Below are 15,732 nucleotides of genomic sequence, written 5' to 3' on the forward strand. Positions count from 1 at the left end.
ACAGCCATGACGGCGCTGGGATTCGGTGGCAAGGTCGCGATCGTCACCGGTTCTGGAGGCGGACTAGGCAAAGAGCATGCCCGGCTGCCCGCACGGCGTGGGGCGCGGGTGGTGGTCAATGACATCGGCGGCTCGATCGCGGGTGACGGACTGGATCTGGGCCTGGCCGGCGCTGTGGTCCGCGAGATCCGTGACCGGGATAGCGAGGCGGTCGCCGATGCGTACAGCATGGCCACGCCCGAGGGAGGACACGCCGTCGCGCAGACCGCGCTCGACGCCTATGGTCGGGTCGATGTCGTCGTCAACAATGCGGAATCCTGCGGGAGGTTCCGTTCGCGGAGATGACACCCGAGTCGCTCGAACCTGTGCTCGATGTGCATGTGAAGGGTGCGTTCTACGTGACCAGGCCTGCCTGGGTAGTCATGCGGCGCCAGGGTTATGGCCGGGTGGTCAACGTGGTCAACACCTCCTCAGCCGCCGGACTGCTGGGTTCCCCGCGTAAGAGCAAACTACGGCACGACCGAAACCGGCATGATCGGCTTCATCCGTGGCCTGGCGGCAGAAGGCGCCGGCCACAATATCAAGATCAACGCCGTCGCGCCGATCGCTGCGACCCGCATGCTCGCACAGTCGCTGGCGGACGCGGACGAGGTGGCCCAGCGGCGGCCTGGTCCGGAGGACGGCGGGACGACTCCGGAGCGGATGCGAGCCTTCGTCGGCAAGCTCGATGCCGCGCTGGTGTCCCCGGTGATGGCCTTCCTCGCCCACGAGGCCGGTGAGATCTACACCGCGGGCGCCTGGCAGGTCTCGCAATTCTTCATCGACAGGACCGGGGGCTACTACAACTCGGCGCTCTCGATGGAAGACGTGCGAGACCACCTCGCCTTGATGCGACCCGACGGGCTACACAGTGCCCGCGGACCCCGTGCGGAGATCGTGCAATTGTTCCAGGCCATCGCCGCCGGTTCGAGAGACCACGACTAACTTGCAGTCGACTGCATCTTTGCTAGGCTGGGCGAGGCGTCATCGATTACCGGCGCCAGTCGCGCGCAGATACGAGTGAGGCTCCGGTCTCGCAACGCACACTTCAACCAAGGAGACCCATGAACGTCGTTGATGCCCAGGTCCATCCGTTCGCGGCCAACACACCCGAGCGGCCATGGGCACGCGAAATGCCAGAGGCGGTGCACCTTCCCGAGGTCACCGGCGACCAGATGGTCGCGGCGATGAAAGAAGCCGGCGTCGACCGCGCGATTGCCGTCTCGCCGGTGCGTGTCTACGACTTCGACGCCGGCTACGCCGAAAAGGTCTACCGCGACCACCCGGACCGATTCCGGCTGGTCACCCCGGTCCACGCGCTGGCCCCGAACGCCGTGTCGCGGATCGAGCAGTGGGCGGAAACCCCTGGCGCTGTTGGCATCCGACTGCTGTTCGAGTTGATGCAGATGTCGCCTGACGACCCTGCCGTCGCTGCCGCCGTCCACGCGGCGATCGACGCCGATCTCACCATCAACATCTCGTGCTGGGGCCGGCTCGGGATCATGGACACGATGGCGAAGAAGTTCCCTGAGGCCCGTTTCGCCCTCGACCACCTCGGCATGGCCCAGAGCGTCGAGCCGCCCGCGCCCAAGGATCCGTTCGCCGAAATCGAGACGGTCCTCGCCTTGGCGAAGTACCCCAACGTCAATATCAAGGTGACCGGCGTATGCACGGTGTCGCATGAGCCGCACCCCTACAAGGACCTTTGGGAGCCCGTCGGCCGGGTGATCAGCGCCTTCGGCGTCGACCGGTGTATGTGGGGCACCGACTGGACCCGCGCCACCATGTTCCTCACCTACGAGCAGGGCCTCAGCGCGTTCCGCGACCACTGGCCCATGTCCGAGGCCGACAAGGAGAAGTTCCTCGGTGGGACCGCGCTGCGGGTGTACAACTGGGACCGGTACTGATCTCGGCGTAGCGTGCCGCCGGTGTGTCTGCGCAACAAGCCATGACCGTCTCGATGCCGCGGCACCGAGGCGGTCATGCGATGTTCGCGTCGCGCGCCACCAGAGCGGCTTGGACGCGATTGGTGACTTCCAATGCGTCAGGAATGCGGCTGACGTGGGCCTTGACAGTGCTGTCCCGCATGCTGAGGTGGGTGGCGATATCGGCGCCGTTCGAATCGAGCTTGTGCCGCAAGAGTTTTGCCCTGATCGCTCGCATGGTAGCGATCGATGAGACGGCGCGCAGCGGTGGGGTGGAGCATGGCCGAGCCCGCGGCCACCAAGTGGACGGCACGCAGAATCTCGGCGGGGTCGGTATTCTTGAGCAGAAACCCATCGGCCCCGGCGGCTAGGGCTCCGTAGACGAATTCGTCCAAGAGGAAAACTGACATGCCGTGGCCTGGCTCGCATGTTTCGCTCGTTGTCGTGCCGGACGATCAGTCGCCGGTGGTCCTGGGCCGCAGGATGACGACAGGAATTTCGCGTTCGGTCCATGCTTGGTAGGTATCGAAGTCGGCGTAAGCGTCGACCAGCAGTGGCCAGAGGCGCGCGCGTTGCTGTGAGTCTGCCGTGCTGGCGTGCACCGCGTACCGGTTGCGGCCGATCTGGATGTGGGCGGTGGGGTCGGCGCGCAGATTGTGGTACCACTGCGGATGCTTGGGCAGCCCGCCCTGCGATGCGACGATGACCGTATCGTCGCCATCGGTGATATAGAGCAGGGGCGTGGTGTAGTTGGTCCCGGATTTGCGCCCACGATGTTCGAGCAGCAGCGTCGGCACGGGTTTGCGGAACCCGGCACCGACCCGCCACTTTCCGCCGATGCGTCCGCCGGTGTGTTTGTAGACCCAAACTTGGGTTTTGCCAAGGTATTTGAAGATCTTGGGCAGCACGGGCGAGTCGAGTTGTTTCGGACGTGGTGGCGGTGTGGCTGTCATCGTTTCCTTCCTGGTGTACTTCATCACTGACGACTAGACCATACATTTATGCATACATGTATGGTCAACCGTTGTGTGCCGGGAAGGAATTGCCTGACTGGTCACTGTGACGCGCGGGCGTCGACCGGCACGGATGCTGGTCCCGGCATCGGCGGCAGCTGCGCCGTGTTCGTGGTCTCCGCACCATGGCGGTAGGGAACGATCAGCGCAGCGACGATGGCGAGGACGCAGATGCCGCCGGAGACGGCGAATGATGTGGTATAGCCACCGATGGTGGGCAGTGGGGCGCCGGTCATCGTATTGGCCGCGAGGACCGCGGTGGCGGCGGCGGTGCCGATCGACCCACCGACCGAACGAAGCGTCTGGTTGACACTGTTGGCCGCGCTGGTCTGCTCCGGCGTTACCCCGCTGTTGAGCAACGTCGGCATTGCCCCCATGGCCAGGCCGAGGCCGAGTCCGAGCAGGCCGGTGGCGACGTAGAAGTGCCAGTGCTGGGTGTGCAGGAACAGCAGGAAGATGAACGTGGCGGTGGCCACGACGGTGCCGAGCACCATGGGCCACTTCGGGCCCATCCACCGGATCAGCAGCGAAACCGCGACAGCCGCGATCAGCGTTCCCGCGGTCATCGGGAGCAGGGTCAATCCGGCACCGAATGCGTCGGAATCGAAGCCGTAGCCGAACCGGCTCGGCGTCTGCACGAACTGGATGACCAGGACGAACGCGCCGAACATGCCGGCGCCGGTGAGGAAGGCCGTGAGATTGGTGCCGAGCACCACCGGCTTGCGCATCAACGACATGTCGACGAGCGGTTCCCGGACGTATTGCTCGACGAAGTAGCACGCCACCAACAGCACCAGCGCACCGGTGAACAGGCCGAGCACCGTGGTGGAATCCCAGCCCCAGCTCGGGCCACGGTTGATGCCGAGCACGAGGCACACCAGACCGCCGCCCACGGTGAGCAGGCCCCAGATATCGACGTGGAAATCGTTCATTCGTTCCGGCAGCCGGATCAGCACGATGACGCCCAGTAGGCCGATCGCGGTGGCCCCCGCACAGATCCAGAACATGCCTTGCGGGGTGATCCCCGCCTTCACCAGCACCCCGGAGATCAGTAAGCCCGCCCCGGCCCCGATCCCGGTCAGCGCGCTGAGCAGGGCAATGCTCGAAGGTACCCGCTCTGGCGGGAATATCGACCGGACGATCCCGATCGCGAGCGGCATTGCGGCGAAACCCATTCCTTGCAGCGCCCGCCCCGCCAACAACAGTGGCAGCGAGCTCGCCATCGCCGCGAAGACCGAGCCGACGATGGTGAGCGCCAGGGTGGCCACCAGCACCCGCTTGCGACCCAGCGCGTCACCGAGTGAGCCGAGGAACGGGGTGAACACGGCCGCTGACAGCAGGCTGACCGTGATGACCCACGACACGTCGGACATGGAGATATTCAGCGACTTCGCCAGTCCAGGCAGGACCGGCAACACCATGCTCTGCATCACCACGATGGCGAACGTCGAGAGTGCGAGCACGAGCAGCACGGCCGTGGGGGCCGTGTTCGCGCGGGGGGATATCGCGGCACCGCGCCGTGAAGCGATGGGTTCAGTCATTGAACACTCCTAAGTGGTCATCGGTTGCGGGATCGAACACAACGTCGCCCGACTTTGGCCGAGGTCGCGGGCACGGCATTCCCGAGTTCCGGCTCGCGCGGACGAGTGAGCATGAGTGGATGCAAGACAGGCCCAAGAGCGGCCACGATCGCAGCCATCGCTCCTCCGAGGATGATGTCGGCCCAGGAGGTCACCGATTGCAGCGACCATGACGCGAACACCACGAGCACCACCAGAATCGCCTTCGCGACAGTGAATCGGAACAAGGAGCCATGTGCACCGTCCGACCGCGGTTGCGCCCGGACCATGCGTACCCGCACGAGGTGCAGGAGCAGAGGCACGACAAGGAGCAGCATCGACATGACCAGCGCTCGCACCCATAGCGGCCCGATCTGCCCGATCCAGCCGAGACCGAAACCCAACCCTGCGACCAGATAGCGAACTGGGAGTGGGATGGCCGTGAGGCGGGTGACCAGTCTCGTGGCGAACCCGGAACTGTTTTCGGACAACAGATCTCTCCTCGAACAAGATCTTGCAGTGGACTGCAAGATTCCTTCGAGGTGAAGATAGCATAAATTGCAGCCAACTGCATGTTGCCTTCCTCGAGGAGTGGACACCGATCACTGCCTGTTGTTCGACCAGATCGCTGTTCACGGCCCTCCCAGGTCCGCAGCCGGGCGCAAAGCTCCAGGTAGTCGCGACGCCGTCCAGCACGGGCATGCACACGTCCATCAGCGCCACATCCGGCCGGAGTGCGAAAGCCTTCAAGGCCGCACGAACGGGCAACGACGGCATCGAGAACCGAATGCTGGGTTGTGCTAGCCTCGCTTGAAGTAATTTGCAGTCACATGCAAAATGCTGTTGTGCGAGGAGATTCGATGTTCTTACGTGGCGCCGGTGCTGCTGCCGCCCTGACGCTCTGCTTCGCTGCAGTTGCCGGTGCGGACACCGTTATTGCACTTCCAGGCGGCGAAATCACCAAGACCCTGTCCGACGGCACCGTCGTCACGGTCCGGCTGGTCGGCGAGTCGGCAGAGATCAACCCCTCGATGGGCTCGACCCCGGCGCACCACAACGCGTGGGTGTCCGGCAGTGCGCAAGTCGACCTGTCGGGCCCGGGAGGCAGTGCGGGAGGCATTGTCTTTCCGGGCTATACCGTGGGATGCCAGGTCGACATCGCAGGCGGCGGCGCCAACGGTGGTGTCGAAGGTGGGCTCCGGAGTGACGGCCAATACGTGACGCCGCAGGTCGGCGCGACCTCCGGTGCCAACCTGACCCTCGGACCTGGGCAAGCGAAGTCGTTCTACCTTCTCGATCGGGAAAAGGCCGACGACTTCGGAAACGAGTCCCACAAGATGTACAACCGCTTCTCCGGCACCAGTGGCTCGGTCACCTGGACCGACGAAACGCTCGGTCTGAGCGGCTGCGGCGGATACGCCCAAGCTCGCGCCTTCGTCAGCGTCGAAGTCAGGAGCAACACTGTCTCCTCGTGGATCACGTTGTGGGGGAAACCTTTCAGCCTCGGCTAGCGCCGGGTTTGTCGAACGACCCATGTCGGCGTATGCGCCACCGCGTGTTGTGCGGTCCGCGACTACACTTCGGCGACCGTGTTGCGAAGTGCGGTGGACAAGACGCCGCTCCGCTTCAGCGCCGTGACGACGAAGCTGGTGACCACTGCCTGAGCCCGGTTGAGCATGGGCGATCGGGTGAGGACCGAGTGGAGTTCTTCTTTGGTTGCGACGATGAGGTCGGCGACGATTTGGTACTCGCCGGTGATGGCGGCGGCATAGCGCACGCCGGGATGGGTGAGAAGGGCTGCTCCGATGGGATCGATGTCGCCCGGCGCCGCCTTGATCCAGAGGATGGCCTCGACCGGTAGGCCCAGTTGTGCGGGGTCAACGACGGCGCGCAACGCTATCGCTCCGGTGCGGCGTAGTTCGTCGACGCGCCGTCGGGCGGTCGCTTCGGAGATTCCGGCCGCCCGGCCGAGCTTATCGTTGGAAAGTCGACCGTCCGCGGCGAGCAGTCGCACTATCGCGCGGTCGGTGCTGCTGAGGGCTTTGGCGGAGTCGTTGGGCGATTGCGGCGGCGGAACGAATTCGCGTAGTTCGGAGACCTGTTCCGGGGTGAGGAAATCCGGGTGCCACTCGTATCCGGTGCGGTAGTACTTCATCACCGGCAGTGTCGACATCCCGACCACACCCGGGGTGCCGGGCAACTCATCGAAGAGCAGAGTCGGCAGTGAACCCCGCTATGGTGCCGATGTGGTTCTTCCCCGTCGCGATCGCGGCCGGAAACACCGTTGTCCTCAAACCATCCGAAAAAGCCCCCACGGCCGCGAACTGGCTGGCCGCACTTTGGTCCGAGGCAGGCCTACCCGCAGGTGTCTTCAATGTGGTGCACGGTGACAAGATCGCTGTCGATGGGCTGCTGACAAGTCCTGGCATCAAGGCGGTCTCCTTTGTCGGGTCTACCCCGGTCGCAAAGTACGTTTACGAGCAGGCCACATCGCACGGCAAGCGGGTCCAGGCGCTGGGTGGGGCCAAGAATCACATGATCGTCCTGCCCGACGCCGACCTCGATCTGGCCGCCGACGCCGCGGTCAACGCCGGTTTCGGCTCCGCAGGAGAGCGTTGCATGGCGATCTCCGCACTGATCGCCGTCGGTGACATCGCCGACGACCTCGTCGCCAAGATCGAGGAACGCACCCTGACCCTACGTACCGGTGACGGCCGCAGAGGGTGCGACATGGGACCGTTGGTGACGAAGGTGCACCGCGACAAGGTCGCCTCCTACATCGACGCCGGGGAGGCCGCCGGCGCCGACATCGTCGTCGACGGCCGCGCCGTGCAGCCGGACGGAGCGGCCGACGGCTTCTGGCTCGGCCCCACCCTGATCGACAACGTCACCACCGAGATGAGCATCTACACCGATGAGATCTTCGGACCAGTCCTGTCGGTGATCCGCGTCGACAGCTACGACAATGCGCTGGCCCTGGTCAACTCCAGCGAGTACGGCAACGGCACGGCGATCTTCACCAACGACGGCGGCGCCGCCCGACGGTTCCAGAACGAGGTCGAGGTCGGCATGGTCGGCATCAACATCCCTGTCCCGGTGCCGATGGCCTACTACTCCTTCGGTGGCTGGAAGAACTCACTCTTCGGCGACACCCACGCCCACGGCACCGAAGGTGTGCATTTCTTCACCCGCGGCAAGGTCGTTACTACCCGCTGGCTCGACCCGAGCCACGGCGGTATCAACCTCGGCTTCCCCCAAAACGACTGAGCACCCGGCTGCGGGTCGGCTCACACCCGACCCGCAGCAGCCACCGATTCGAGGAGCGCGATCCATGCCACTCGTCCGCATCGACGTCATCGAAGGCCGCCGAAATCCCGATCAACTCCGGACCCTGGCCGACGCCGTCCACGAGGTGATGCTCGGTCAGTTCGCGGCGCCCGACCGCGACCGCTACCAGATCATCACCGAACACAAGCCCCATCACATTATCGTCGAAGACACCGGACTGGGCTTCACCCGCTCCGACGACGTCGTCGTCATCCAAATTCTCCAACAGGGCCGGACCGACCAGCAGAAGAAGGACACGTATCGGGCGCTGGCCGAGGGGCTCGAGTCCGCCACCGGCCTGAACCCCGCCGACCTCATTATCTCGGTGACCGGTAACAGCCGTGCGGACTGGTCCTTCGGATATGGGGTCGCGCAGTTCCTCGAAGGCAATCTGTAACGGCGCACGCCATCCTCATCAGCTGTCGCCGGATGCGATCAGCGGCGGCTGCCGCTGATCGCTTGTCTCGCAAGATGGCCCGTGTGTGGCGACCCGGTGTAGACACGGAGAGTCTCTAGTCGAACGGCGACTTGTCGCTGCTGCAGGTGGTGCCCTCCGTTGGCAGCTCGCCGGAGAACAGGTACTCGCGCTTCACCCGCTCGGCGCATGTGCTGCGCACATACATACTGCTGTGGCCCACGCCTTCGATCACCACCACTCGCGCTCGATCGAGTTCGGCTGCACCGGCATATGCGCCGGCCAGCGGCGTCGCCGGATCAAATCTGCTGTTCAGCACGAGTATTGGCGCAGCGGTGCTGCGGTTCCACGGGCCGGTGTATCGATCGGCGTCGTGACCCTGCCAGAACGCGCAGATGGTCATGTTGAAAACGGAGGTACGCCCGAAATACGGCACCCTCACATCCTCGGTCACCCCTGCGCGAGTGTAGGCGGCAGGATCGGTCGGGACAGTGCTGTCGCTGCACTGGATCGCGTGATACGCCTCGGTGCGATTGGCTAGGTACGGCTCGCCTCCGACGGCGAGGCTCACGAACCTCGGGACCGGGTTGCCCGCGTCGAACAACTTCTGCAGTAACACAGCGAGATCCGGGTAATCGGATGGCTTCGACAGATCGCCTGCGGCGCCGACGATCGCGGAATAGGTCCACCGCTGGCCGTCCACCATGATTGGCGACAAGCGTGCCCGTTCGGTCAGTGCAATCCACTTGAGTTTCGGATCGCCGGGGGAAAATGCGCAGCGCGGCCCGGCCGCCGAGCAATCCCGCAGGAATGTGTCGAAGGATGCCGCGATACTGCTGGCGACATCTTGTCGGGTATCGATCGGCAAGGTAGTGCCCTGCGAATCGTGGCCGTTGATGTTGCCCTCGAAGTCCATCGACCCGTCCAACACCATGGCACGCACCCGGCTGGGGAAAAGGTTGGCATAGATCGCTGCGAGCTGAGTGCCGTAGGAGATGCCATGGTAGGTCAATTTCGGATCACCCACGGCGCGGCGCAACAACTCCAGGTCGCGTGCCGTGTTGACGGTCGAAACATGGTCCAGGATCGGCCCGGCGTTTTGCTTGCAGCGGTCGGCGAATTCCTTGGAGCGGTCGAAGAAATCAGGTTCGGCTCCAACGTCGCTGGGAATCTCCGGAAACGACGCGAAAAACTGTTCCTGTTCGGCGACACTGGAAAAGCAGCGTGCCGCCGCACTGCGCGACACTGCACGCGGATCCCAGGAGACGATATCGAACCGGGAACGCAGCTCGTCGGAGAACAACCACGGCCACTTCGCCCGCTCCCGCAGGCGATCGACACCGGATGGACCGGGACCACCGAAATTGACGAACAGAGTACCGATCCGGCGAACCGGATCCGCGGCAGAAAGTTTGATTACCGCCAGCTCGATCTGTTCATCGTGCGCACGGTTGTAGTTCAGCGGCACTTCCGCTGTCGCGCACTGGAATCCGTCCTGACAGTCGGCCCAGTGCAGGGTCGGCGTGTTCGCCGCTTCGGCCAGTGTGTCGATGTAGGGGTCGGGAGCACCGACACCCGCGAGTGCCGGTGCCGGCGCCAAGAACCCGCCGGTGTTCAGCGCGACAACCAGAATCGTGACCCATGATCGGGGAGATCTCCTGCGGCCCTTACGCATACCGAGCTTGCCCTTCGCTGTTGTGAAGTCTTCCGCCTGCCGCACTGCCTCCTGCTCACTTTTCAGCGGCTCGGCCGGGAGGAAAACGACGGTGCCGTCGTCCTCGTTCTGGTCGAAGTCTCGGGCGCGAGCAGGACGCACTGCCCGGAGGAAACTTCGCTCTCCGTATCGACGGTGATTTCACGGTTCGTCCTCACCAGACCACGGGGACGCGGCCGACGCCGCCGCCGATCCGGTTGGTGCGGATCGGGATCTCGTCGAGCCCGACCGCGAGCCGTAGGCTCGGGAAGCGGCGGAACAGCGCGGGGAACACCGTCCGCAGTTCGATGCGGGCAAGGTTGGCGCCGATGCAGACATGGGGGCCGGTGCCGAAGCCGAGGTGGACGTTCGGCGCGCGGCGGGGGTCGAACTCGTCGGGGTCGGCGAACACCGACGCGTCGCGGTTGGCCGCGTCGCTGGCGATGAGCACCGCGTCGCCGCGGGCGATCCGGATTCCCCCGATCGTGACGTCCTCGTGGGCGTATCGCAGCAGTCCGATGCTGCTGGTGGCCGTCATCCGCAGGATCTCCTCGACAGTCTGCTGCACCTCGCCGTCGGGATCGGCGGCGAAACGGTCGCGGCGAGCCGCGTCGGTCAGCAGGAACAGCGTGCCGGTCGCGATCCGGGTGGAGGTTGTTTCGTGGCCGGCGAACAGCAGAGTGATCGCCGTCCGGGCGAGGTCGTAGTCGGTGAATGTCGGGTCGTCGGCTTGGAACGCGACCAGGTCGGAGATGACGTCCGGTTGCGGGTCCGCACGCTTGGCGTCGGCCAGGCCGGTCATGTAGGCATTGAACTCGGCCATGGCCTGCTGGGCGTCCCCGCCGCTGTCCATCATCCCGATCCGCTCGGACAGCCCGCGGAAGTGTTCGCGGTCGGCGTACGGCACGCCGAGCATCTCGCAGATCACCAGCACCGGCAGGGGGAACGCGAGGAAGGCGATGAGGTCGACCGGTTCGCCGGGGTAGGCGTCGCGCGCGGCTTGCATGTCGTCGAGGCAGTGGTCGGTCAGCTCGGCGATGCGGTCGCCGAGGGCACGCATGCGGGGCGCGGAGAACGCGGGCACCAGCATCCGCCGCATCCGTTTGTGTTCCCGCTCTTCGCTTTCGAAGTCGCCGCTCGGGCCGTCCTGCACCGCGGCGTCGGAGATCCGCGACGCCCGCTCCGGCGCCGGATGCGAACGGCCGAAGCGGCGGTCCCGGAAGAGCTCCATCGCTTCTGCGTAGGACGTCACCAGCCACGCCGGGTCGCCGGCGGGGGTGAGCACCCGGCTCACCGGCCCCTGCCGCCGGAGCGCTTCGTACTCCGGGGCGATCGCGATCGCGTTCGGACGGGTGAAGGGCAGGCGAGGCGTCTCTTTGGTGGTGGTCATGCGTCGCTCCTCGAATCACGTTTCAGGTCGGAAAGCCACCAGCGTTCGGCGTCGAACTTCTTGCAGATGTGGCGGTTCCGGTTGCGCACGTCGGCGCGCAACCGGCGCTCGCTGTCCAGCAGGCCTTCGCGGCAACATGCAGTCATATGCAAGTTACGCTAGCTTGGCGACTTCAGCAAGAACATGCATTCCACTGTAAGATTTTGTGCGAGACAGAGATTCGATGAAGGTGAGCGTCGAGTGCGACAGGCGCGTCGCCGCACGGTGCAGCGCGTGTTGATGACACAGGAGGTCTTCGACCAGCGCGAGAAGAACCGAAACGTGGTCCTGCGGCGAGGCCGGGCAGAGTCATTGCTCGCCACGCAGGCCTCGGCGGCAGAGGTTGGCCACCAATCCCGCTGCGCTGCTGTTGGATTAGCCGTTCACGGGTTATCATGACTGATCGCTTCCCACGACGAGGCCGCCGAGATGGCTCCGCAGGGCGTCGCGGTGCTGGTCATGGGGCAGTTCGCGGCGGCGGTGCTCGACATCGCCCACCACGCGGCTGCTGGTGCGCGGCAGGGCCGCCCGGACAGTGATATCCGAAATGAGTTGGCAGTCCTTTACTTCGGAGTGTTCCTGCCGGTCTACCCGTTCCAGAAGTCCGGGCTGTTCCGGCAAATCCACCGGTGGGAGCCCATACCGCTGGGGATGCTGAGCCTGATCGTCGCTACCGCCGTCGCCGCAGCGCAACACAGCACCGGGTGGATCTGCCGATGCCGCGCCGCTTCGCTCGCACGAAGCGATCCGCCGAACCGCAACGCGGCTTTCACATCCACGTGGAATGAGTTTCACTGTGCCGGTCGAGGGTCGGTCTACGGCAGCACCGGCACCCAGGGCGCGGCGGGTGGAAGGGGCGCAGGGTCGGTGGCGGTGAGCATCTCGAGTACCAGTGCCAGGTATCGACGCCAACCATCGCTGCCCGGGGCCATCGTCCACAGCACGCTGATGAGCATGCCGATGATCCTTGGCAGATCGTCGGGGACCAGATCCGCTCTGATCAGACCTGCCTTCTGCGACCTGTCGACCAGTAGGGCCAGGGATCGGTAGAACGGGTCGGCGACCTCGCCGGTGAGCGCACCGACAGTGAGGGCGGCGGTCAGTGTGTTGCGCTCGCGCGCCGCCATCGCGAGAGCTGCTTCGAGCACCGTACTCAAACCGTGGAACGGATCGCGATCGGCCAGCGCGTGCTCGATAACAGGGGTGATGTCATCGGCAATGGTTTGCGTGAGCGTCGCCCGTACCAGGTCCTCCCTGGTGGGGAACCGACGGTATACGGTCCGCGCACCCACCCCCGCCCGGTGTGCGATTTCCTCCAGGGTCACCTCGGGACCGGCCTCGGCGAAGGCCGTACGAGCAGCTCGCAAGATTTCCTCGGCGTTGCGCGCGGCATCCGCGCGCAACCGACGAGCGGGTGCGTCCATCACCACAACAGAATACGGACACATGGACTGCCACTTATGATACCTTCCTCGCAACGATAAGTGGCAGTCGGTATGTCAGATTTGAGGTAGCCGGGCTTTCACCGTCCATGCGCCCGCCCTCGAGAGCGGGCGTCGAAGAGTTGTTTGCCAAGTTGCCGGGTGTTGCCAGGCGACGAGGGAGATTCTAGGAGTACCGATGGTCACCATCCTGCAGGCGATGGTCATCGCCGCCCAGATCCTCATCTACGGCTTGATCCGAGATCTGATGCCCCGCAAATACATCCCCGTCAGTCTGGGATTGGTGGCTGCCGGACTCGGTCTGTCGACGGTAATGGCGCCACTGTTCGGCGATTGGCTGGTCGATCACCACGGGTGGCAGGGCGTGTTGTGGCTTCTCGCCATCTACACCCTTGTCATGACCCCTTTGGTCGTTCTCGTCTTCGTCAAATCTCCACTGCGGGTGGGCAACCGGATAGACCTCGCCGGTGCGGTGCTGGTTTCGGCCGGTGTCTTGCTGACCCTGCTGTATCTCAACAAAGGTCAGGACTGGGGTTGGGGCAGCCCAACCTCCCTGGCTTGTCTCCTCGGCGGTCTCGCGGCACTGGTGGCGTTGTTCGTCGTCGAAAGCCGCATCGACAGTCCGCTCATGGACATGAAGTTGCTGGCCCAACCCAAGGTCGCGCTGGTGCTGCTGATGACCTTCTTCGGCGTCGGCATCACCGCTTTCCACGGTTACGCGCTGGGCAGCATGTCTCGAACCCCCGATATCGAGGGGATGAAGTCCGTTGTCGCACAAGAAGCTACCGCTCGAGCACAGCAGGCTGGGGTGGACTTGCCGCCTTCGGCGGTGCAGATCGCCTTCGATCCCGGATACAGCTACGGCAGTGGCTTCAGCATGACGGCGTTCATCGTCCATCTCGGGATATGGGTCGGCGTGGCCACCCTGGTATTCGGCCTGGTCGGTGGCCGGCTGGCCCACCGCTACGGCGCCAGGATCCCGGCCATCATCGGTCTCACGGTACTGGACGTACTCGGCGTCTGTTTCGCATGGATAAGCGATGGTCACTATTCCTGGGAACGCTTGCTGGTTTCGACTCTGCTGTTCGGTGTCGGATTCGGGTTTTTTTACGCCGGGTTGGCCAACCTGCTTGTCGAAGCAGTGCCCGCCGGGCAGCAGCGCGTCGGTGTGGGCGTGCTCGGCGTGGCTCAGAACATGGGGGCCGCGGCGGCCCTGGCGGCTGTCACCGCGGTGCTCCAACATCACGCGGTCACAGCGAACATCGCCGTGATGGGCCGCAACGCCACCAAGGTTTTCCCGCAAGTGCACACCGACAACGGCCTCGCCATCGGGTTCGGAATTGTCACCGTCGGCACGCTCGTCGCGCTGGTGATCGCGATCTCCATACGCGGGGTGCGCGCTCCCGCGACCGAAGAGGGCGCCCTTGGCGCAGCTCAACTTTCGGCGACTGAGAGGAAGTCGTACACATGAAGCCCGACTCCACCAACAACCAATGGCACGCGCCACTGCCGGAATCGCCCTACCGTAGAACATCCTTTCAGCGGCGGCTGCACATGCTCGGCCATCGTGTGTCCGCGAAACTGGCGGGCTGGATCGGCCCGGTCGCCATCAGAGGGATCGAAGCCACCATCGACCGGGTCGGCTCACGGTCGCACGCGTTGGCAGCACGGATTCCCCATGTCCCGACCAGGTTCATCCGACGGCTGCGATCCCCGGCACGGCCTTGGACCGATCCAGTGCCACCGTCGGCACCGGAACTGCAGACCGTCGCCGGCGTGCGCCGCGACCTTCAGGCCGAGCAGCACGCTTTCGAGCACGAACCTTTGCGCGACTTCTTCCGAGTCCACCGACGCGAGTTGATCGCGCTGGCGCCGGTGTCGACTGTCATCGCCACCGAATTGTCGGTCGCACCCCGCGTCATGCGGGCACACCACCAACTCGAGCAACGCCAAGACATCGCGCCCACCGTAGCGCCGCAGTCGACCGATCCGGCCGAGCTGACCGCGCAGCTCAAGGCGTACGCGGCCGAACTCGGCATCAGCGCGACCGGTGTGACGGCCTTCGAGGAGAAATACACCTTCGCCGAATACAAGGGAAACGCCGTCGGGCGGACCGTCGTGGTCTGCGCCCTCGAGCAGAACTACGATGCCACCCAACGTATTCCGGCTCATCGATCCGAACAGGCCGCGCTGGCAACCTATGGCGAGATCGAGGTCAGGATGATTGCGCTCGCCGAATGGCTGCGCGCGCGTGGCTGGCGGGCACGCCCGGAAAATGTGATGGGCGAATCACTGTTCATCGCTTACGCGGTTGCCGCGGGCCTCGGACAGTTGGGTCTCAACGGGCAACTGTTGACCCCCCACGCGGGTTCGCGATGCCGTCTGATCGTGCTCACTACCAATGCACCGCTGCTGCACGATGATCCCCGCGATTACGGCATCGAAGGAGTCTGCGATCGGTGCCAGATCTGCGTGCGACGGTGCCCGGTCGGAGCCATACCCCAAACCCGCAAGTCACACCGCGGGGTAACCAAAGCCAAGCTCAACAGCAAACGATGCATGCCGATGATGATGCAGAGCTCGGGCTGCTCGCTGTGCATGAAAGTCTGCCCGATCCAACGCTACGGACTGCCCGCTGTCTTGCGGCACTATGACAGCACCGGCGAAATCCTCGGCAAGGGCACCGACGACCTCGAAGGCTACGACTGGCCCCTCGACGGGCAGCACTACGGGCCAGGCGCCACCCCTCGCGTGCCCGAAGAAGTGATCAATCCCCCTGGCCTCGACTTCGGCCGCGCCGCGCCGCCCACTCGGCCTTCGCCGAACCCCGAGTAGCGCCGATCGGTCAGGGAGAATCCGTTGTCACAGAGGACAGTTGGAGATGGTGACG

At 64.8% G+C, this 15,732-nt stretch carries 17 protein-coding genes and 2 pseudogenes; 9 read left to right on the top strand and 10 right to left on the bottom strand.

Annotated elements, in window-relative coordinates; translation table 11 throughout:
* Positions 1 to 6: 6 nt before the first annotated feature.
* The 3 genes and pseudogenes from ON44_RS49485 to ON44_RS17940 form a co-directional block, all read left to right on the top strand.
* A pseudogene (locus ON44_RS49485) lies at positions 7 to 440 on the top strand (SDR family NAD(P)-dependent oxidoreductase); the annotation flags it as partial.
* A 91-nt stretch (positions 441 to 531) separates the two neighbouring features.
* Positions 532 to 984: a Rossmann-fold NAD(P)-binding domain-containing protein gene (locus ON44_RS49490; RefSeq protein ID WP_085998559.1), complete on the top strand. Its 453-nt coding sequence runs from the start codon at positions 532 to 534 to the stop codon at positions 982 to 984.
* A 119-nt stretch (positions 985 to 1,103) separates the two neighbouring features.
* Positions 1,104 to 1,946 (top strand): amidohydrolase family protein, encoded by an 843-nt coding sequence (locus ON44_RS17940; RefSeq protein WP_040691485.1) that lies wholly within the window; start codon positions 1,104 to 1,106, stop codon positions 1,944 to 1,946.
* Between the two features lie 73 nt (positions 1,947 to 2,019).
* Here ON44_RS17940 and ON44_RS52620 read toward each other — a convergent pair whose 3' ends face one another.
* A complete protein-coding gene (locus ON44_RS52620; protein WP_245567212.1) occupies positions 2,020 to 2,127 on the bottom strand; it encodes a helix-turn-helix domain-containing protein in 108 nt (35 codons plus the stop codon).
* 10 nt (positions 2,128 to 2,137) lie between these two features.
* On the opposite strand from ON44_RS52620, the gene ON44_RS51975 reads away from it, so the two are divergent.
* Positions 2,138 to 2,335 (top strand): hypothetical protein, encoded by a 198-nt coding sequence (locus tag ON44_RS51975; RefSeq protein ID WP_218007601.1) that lies wholly within the window; start codon positions 2,138 to 2,140, stop codon positions 2,333 to 2,335.
* An 84-nt stretch (positions 2,336 to 2,419) separates the two neighbouring features.
* Here ON44_RS51975 and ON44_RS17950 read toward each other — a convergent pair whose 3' ends face one another.
* The 3 genes from ON44_RS17950 to ON44_RS17960 all read right to left on the bottom strand — a co-directional run bounded on the left by ON44_RS17950 (position 2,420) and on the right by ON44_RS17960 (position 5,027).
* Positions 2,420 to 2,917, bottom strand: a complete 498-nt coding sequence (locus ON44_RS17950) for a nitroreductase family deazaflavin-dependent oxidoreductase (RefSeq protein ID WP_040691587.1) — start codon at positions 2,915 to 2,917, stop codon at positions 2,420 to 2,422.
* Between the two features lie 101 nt (positions 2,918 to 3,018).
* Positions 3,019 to 4,518 (bottom strand): MFS transporter, encoded by a 1,500-nt coding sequence (locus ON44_RS17955; protein ID WP_051182149.1) that lies wholly within the window; start codon positions 4,516 to 4,518, stop codon positions 3,019 to 3,021.
* Positions 4,519 to 4,535: 17 nt separating this feature from the next.
* A complete protein-coding gene (locus ON44_RS17960; RefSeq protein ID WP_040691486.1) occupies positions 4,536 to 5,027 on the bottom strand; it encodes a hypothetical protein in 492 nt (163 codons plus the stop codon).
* Positions 5,028 to 5,396: 369 nt separating this feature from the next.
* Here ON44_RS17960 and ON44_RS17965 point away from each other — a divergent pair, with 369 nt between their 5' ends.
* Entirely contained in the window at positions 5,397 to 6,047 is a 651-nt protein-coding gene (locus tag ON44_RS17965) for an MspA family porin (RefSeq protein WP_040691489.1), read from the top strand.
* A 62-nt stretch (positions 6,048 to 6,109) separates the two neighbouring features.
* Here ON44_RS17965 and ON44_RS17970 read toward each other — a convergent pair whose 3' ends face one another.
* Positions 6,110 to 6,709, bottom strand: coding sequence for an Lrp/AsnC family transcriptional regulator (locus ON44_RS17970; RefSeq protein ID WP_051182151.1), 600 nt, complete (start codon positions 6,707 to 6,709; stop codon positions 6,110 to 6,112).
* A gap of 56 nt (positions 6,710 to 6,765) precedes the next feature.
* Between ON44_RS17970 and mmsA the strand changes: the two are divergent.
* Together mmsA and ON44_RS17980 are read left to right on the top strand one after the other, a co-directional pair.
* A pseudogene (gene mmsA, locus ON44_RS17975) lies at positions 6,766 to 7,803 on the top strand (CoA-acylating methylmalonate-semialdehyde dehydrogenase); the annotation flags it as partial.
* A gap of 64 nt (positions 7,804 to 7,867) precedes the next feature.
* Positions 7,868 to 8,260 (top strand): tautomerase family protein, encoded by a 393-nt coding sequence (locus tag ON44_RS17980; RefSeq protein WP_040691492.1) that lies wholly within the window; start codon positions 7,868 to 7,870, stop codon positions 8,258 to 8,260.
* 115 nt (positions 8,261 to 8,375) lie between these two features.
* On the opposite strand, the gene ON44_RS17985 is transcribed toward ON44_RS17980, so the two are convergent.
* The 5 genes from ON44_RS17985 to ON44_RS18000 all read right to left on the bottom strand — a co-directional run bounded on the left by ON44_RS17985 (position 8,376) and on the right by ON44_RS18000 (position 12,824).
* Complete coding sequence (locus ON44_RS17985; protein WP_245567213.1) at positions 8,376 to 10,094, bottom strand: alpha/beta fold hydrolase; 1,719 nt, start codon at positions 10,092 to 10,094, stop codon at positions 8,376 to 8,378.
* Between the two features lie 52 nt (positions 10,095 to 10,146).
* Positions 10,147 to 11,361: a cytochrome P450 gene (locus tag ON44_RS17990; RefSeq protein ID WP_040691495.1), complete on the bottom strand. Its 1,215-nt coding sequence runs from the start codon at positions 11,359 to 11,361 to the stop codon at positions 10,147 to 10,149.
* A complete protein-coding gene (locus ON44_RS50285; protein ID WP_157187207.1) occupies positions 11,358 to 11,507 on the bottom strand; it encodes a hypothetical protein in 150 nt (49 codons plus the stop codon). Before ON44_RS50285 ends, ON44_RS17990 begins: the two co-directional genes overlap by 4 nt.
* A 286-nt stretch (positions 11,508 to 11,793) precedes the next feature.
* Positions 11,794 to 12,027, bottom strand: a complete 234-nt coding sequence (locus ON44_RS17995) for a hypothetical protein (RefSeq protein ID WP_157187208.1) — start codon at positions 12,025 to 12,027, stop codon at positions 11,794 to 11,796.
* Positions 12,028 to 12,215: 188 nt separating this feature from the next.
* A complete protein-coding gene (locus ON44_RS18000) occupies positions 12,216 to 12,824 on the bottom strand; it encodes a TetR/AcrR family transcriptional regulator (protein ID WP_040691499.1) in 609 nt (202 codons plus the stop codon).
* A gap of 196 nt (positions 12,825 to 13,020) precedes the next feature.
* Here ON44_RS18000 and ON44_RS18005 point away from each other — a divergent pair, with 196 nt between their 5' ends.
* Together ON44_RS18005 and ON44_RS18010 are read left to right on the top strand one after the other, a co-directional pair.
* Positions 13,021 to 14,313: an MFS transporter gene (locus ON44_RS18005; protein WP_051182152.1), complete on the top strand. Its 1,293-nt coding sequence runs from the start codon at positions 13,021 to 13,023 to the stop codon at positions 14,311 to 14,313.
* Entirely contained in the window at positions 14,310 to 15,677 is a 1,368-nt protein-coding gene (locus ON44_RS18010) for a 4Fe-4S dicluster domain-containing protein (RefSeq protein ID WP_040691502.1), read from the top strand. The genes ON44_RS18005 and ON44_RS18010 overlap by 4 nt, the downstream gene beginning before the upstream one ends.
* Positions 15,678 to 15,732 lie beyond the last annotated feature (55 nt).

The organism is Nocardia vinacea NBRC 16497 (assembly GCF_000308835.1).
GTDB lineage: Bacteria > Actinomycetota > Actinomycetes > Mycobacteriales > Mycobacteriaceae > Nocardia > Nocardia vinacea.

What these genes read in the sequence shown, in the direction of transcription:
- ON44_RS49490 (WP_085998559.1), top strand. Translation starts at nt 532, where the DNA reads ATGATCGGCTTCATCCGTGGCCTGGCGGCAGAAGGCGCCGGCCACAAT.
- ON44_RS17940 (WP_040691485.1), top strand. Translation starts at nt 1,104, where the DNA reads ATGAACGTCGTTGATGCCCAGGTCCATCCGTTCGCGGCCAACACACCC.
- ON44_RS52620 (WP_245567212.1), bottom strand. Translation starts at nt 2,127, where the DNA reads ATGCGGGACAGCACTGTCAAGGCCCACGTCAGCCGCATTCCTGACGCA.
- ON44_RS17950 (WP_040691587.1), bottom strand. Translation starts at nt 2,917, where the DNA reads ATGACAGCCACACCGCCACCACGTCCGAAACAACTCGACTCGCCCGTG.
- ON44_RS17955 (WP_051182149.1), bottom strand. Translation starts at nt 4,518, where the DNA reads ATGACTGAACCCATCGCTTCACGGCGCGGTGCCGCGATATCCCCCCGC.
- ON44_RS17965 (WP_040691489.1), top strand. Translation starts at nt 5,397, where the DNA reads ATGTTCTTACGTGGCGCCGGTGCTGCTGCCGCCCTGACGCTCTGCTTC.
- ON44_RS17970 (WP_051182151.1), bottom strand. Translation starts at nt 6,709, where the DNA reads ATGTCGACACTGCCGGTGATGAAGTACTACCGCACCGGATACGAGTGG.
- ON44_RS17980 (WP_040691492.1), top strand. Translation starts at nt 7,868, where the DNA reads ATGCCACTCGTCCGCATCGACGTCATCGAAGGCCGCCGAAATCCCGAT.
- ON44_RS17990 (WP_040691495.1), bottom strand. Translation starts at nt 11,361, where the DNA reads ATGACCACCACCAAAGAGACGCCTCGCCTGCCCTTCACCCGTCCGAAC.
- ON44_RS50285 (WP_157187207.1), bottom strand. Translation starts at nt 11,507, where the DNA reads ATGACTGCATGTTGCCGCGAAGGCCTGCTGGACAGCGAGCGCCGGTTG.
- ON44_RS18000 (WP_040691499.1), bottom strand. Translation starts at nt 12,824, where the DNA reads ATGGACGCACCCGCTCGTCGGTTGCGCGCGGATGCCGCGCGCAACGCC.
- ON44_RS18005 (WP_051182152.1), top strand. Translation starts at nt 13,021, where the DNA reads ATGGTCACCATCCTGCAGGCGATGGTCATCGCCGCCCAGATCCTCATC.
- ON44_RS18010 (WP_040691502.1), top strand. Translation starts at nt 14,310, where the DNA reads ATGAAGCCCGACTCCACCAACAACCAATGGCACGCGCCACTGCCGGAA.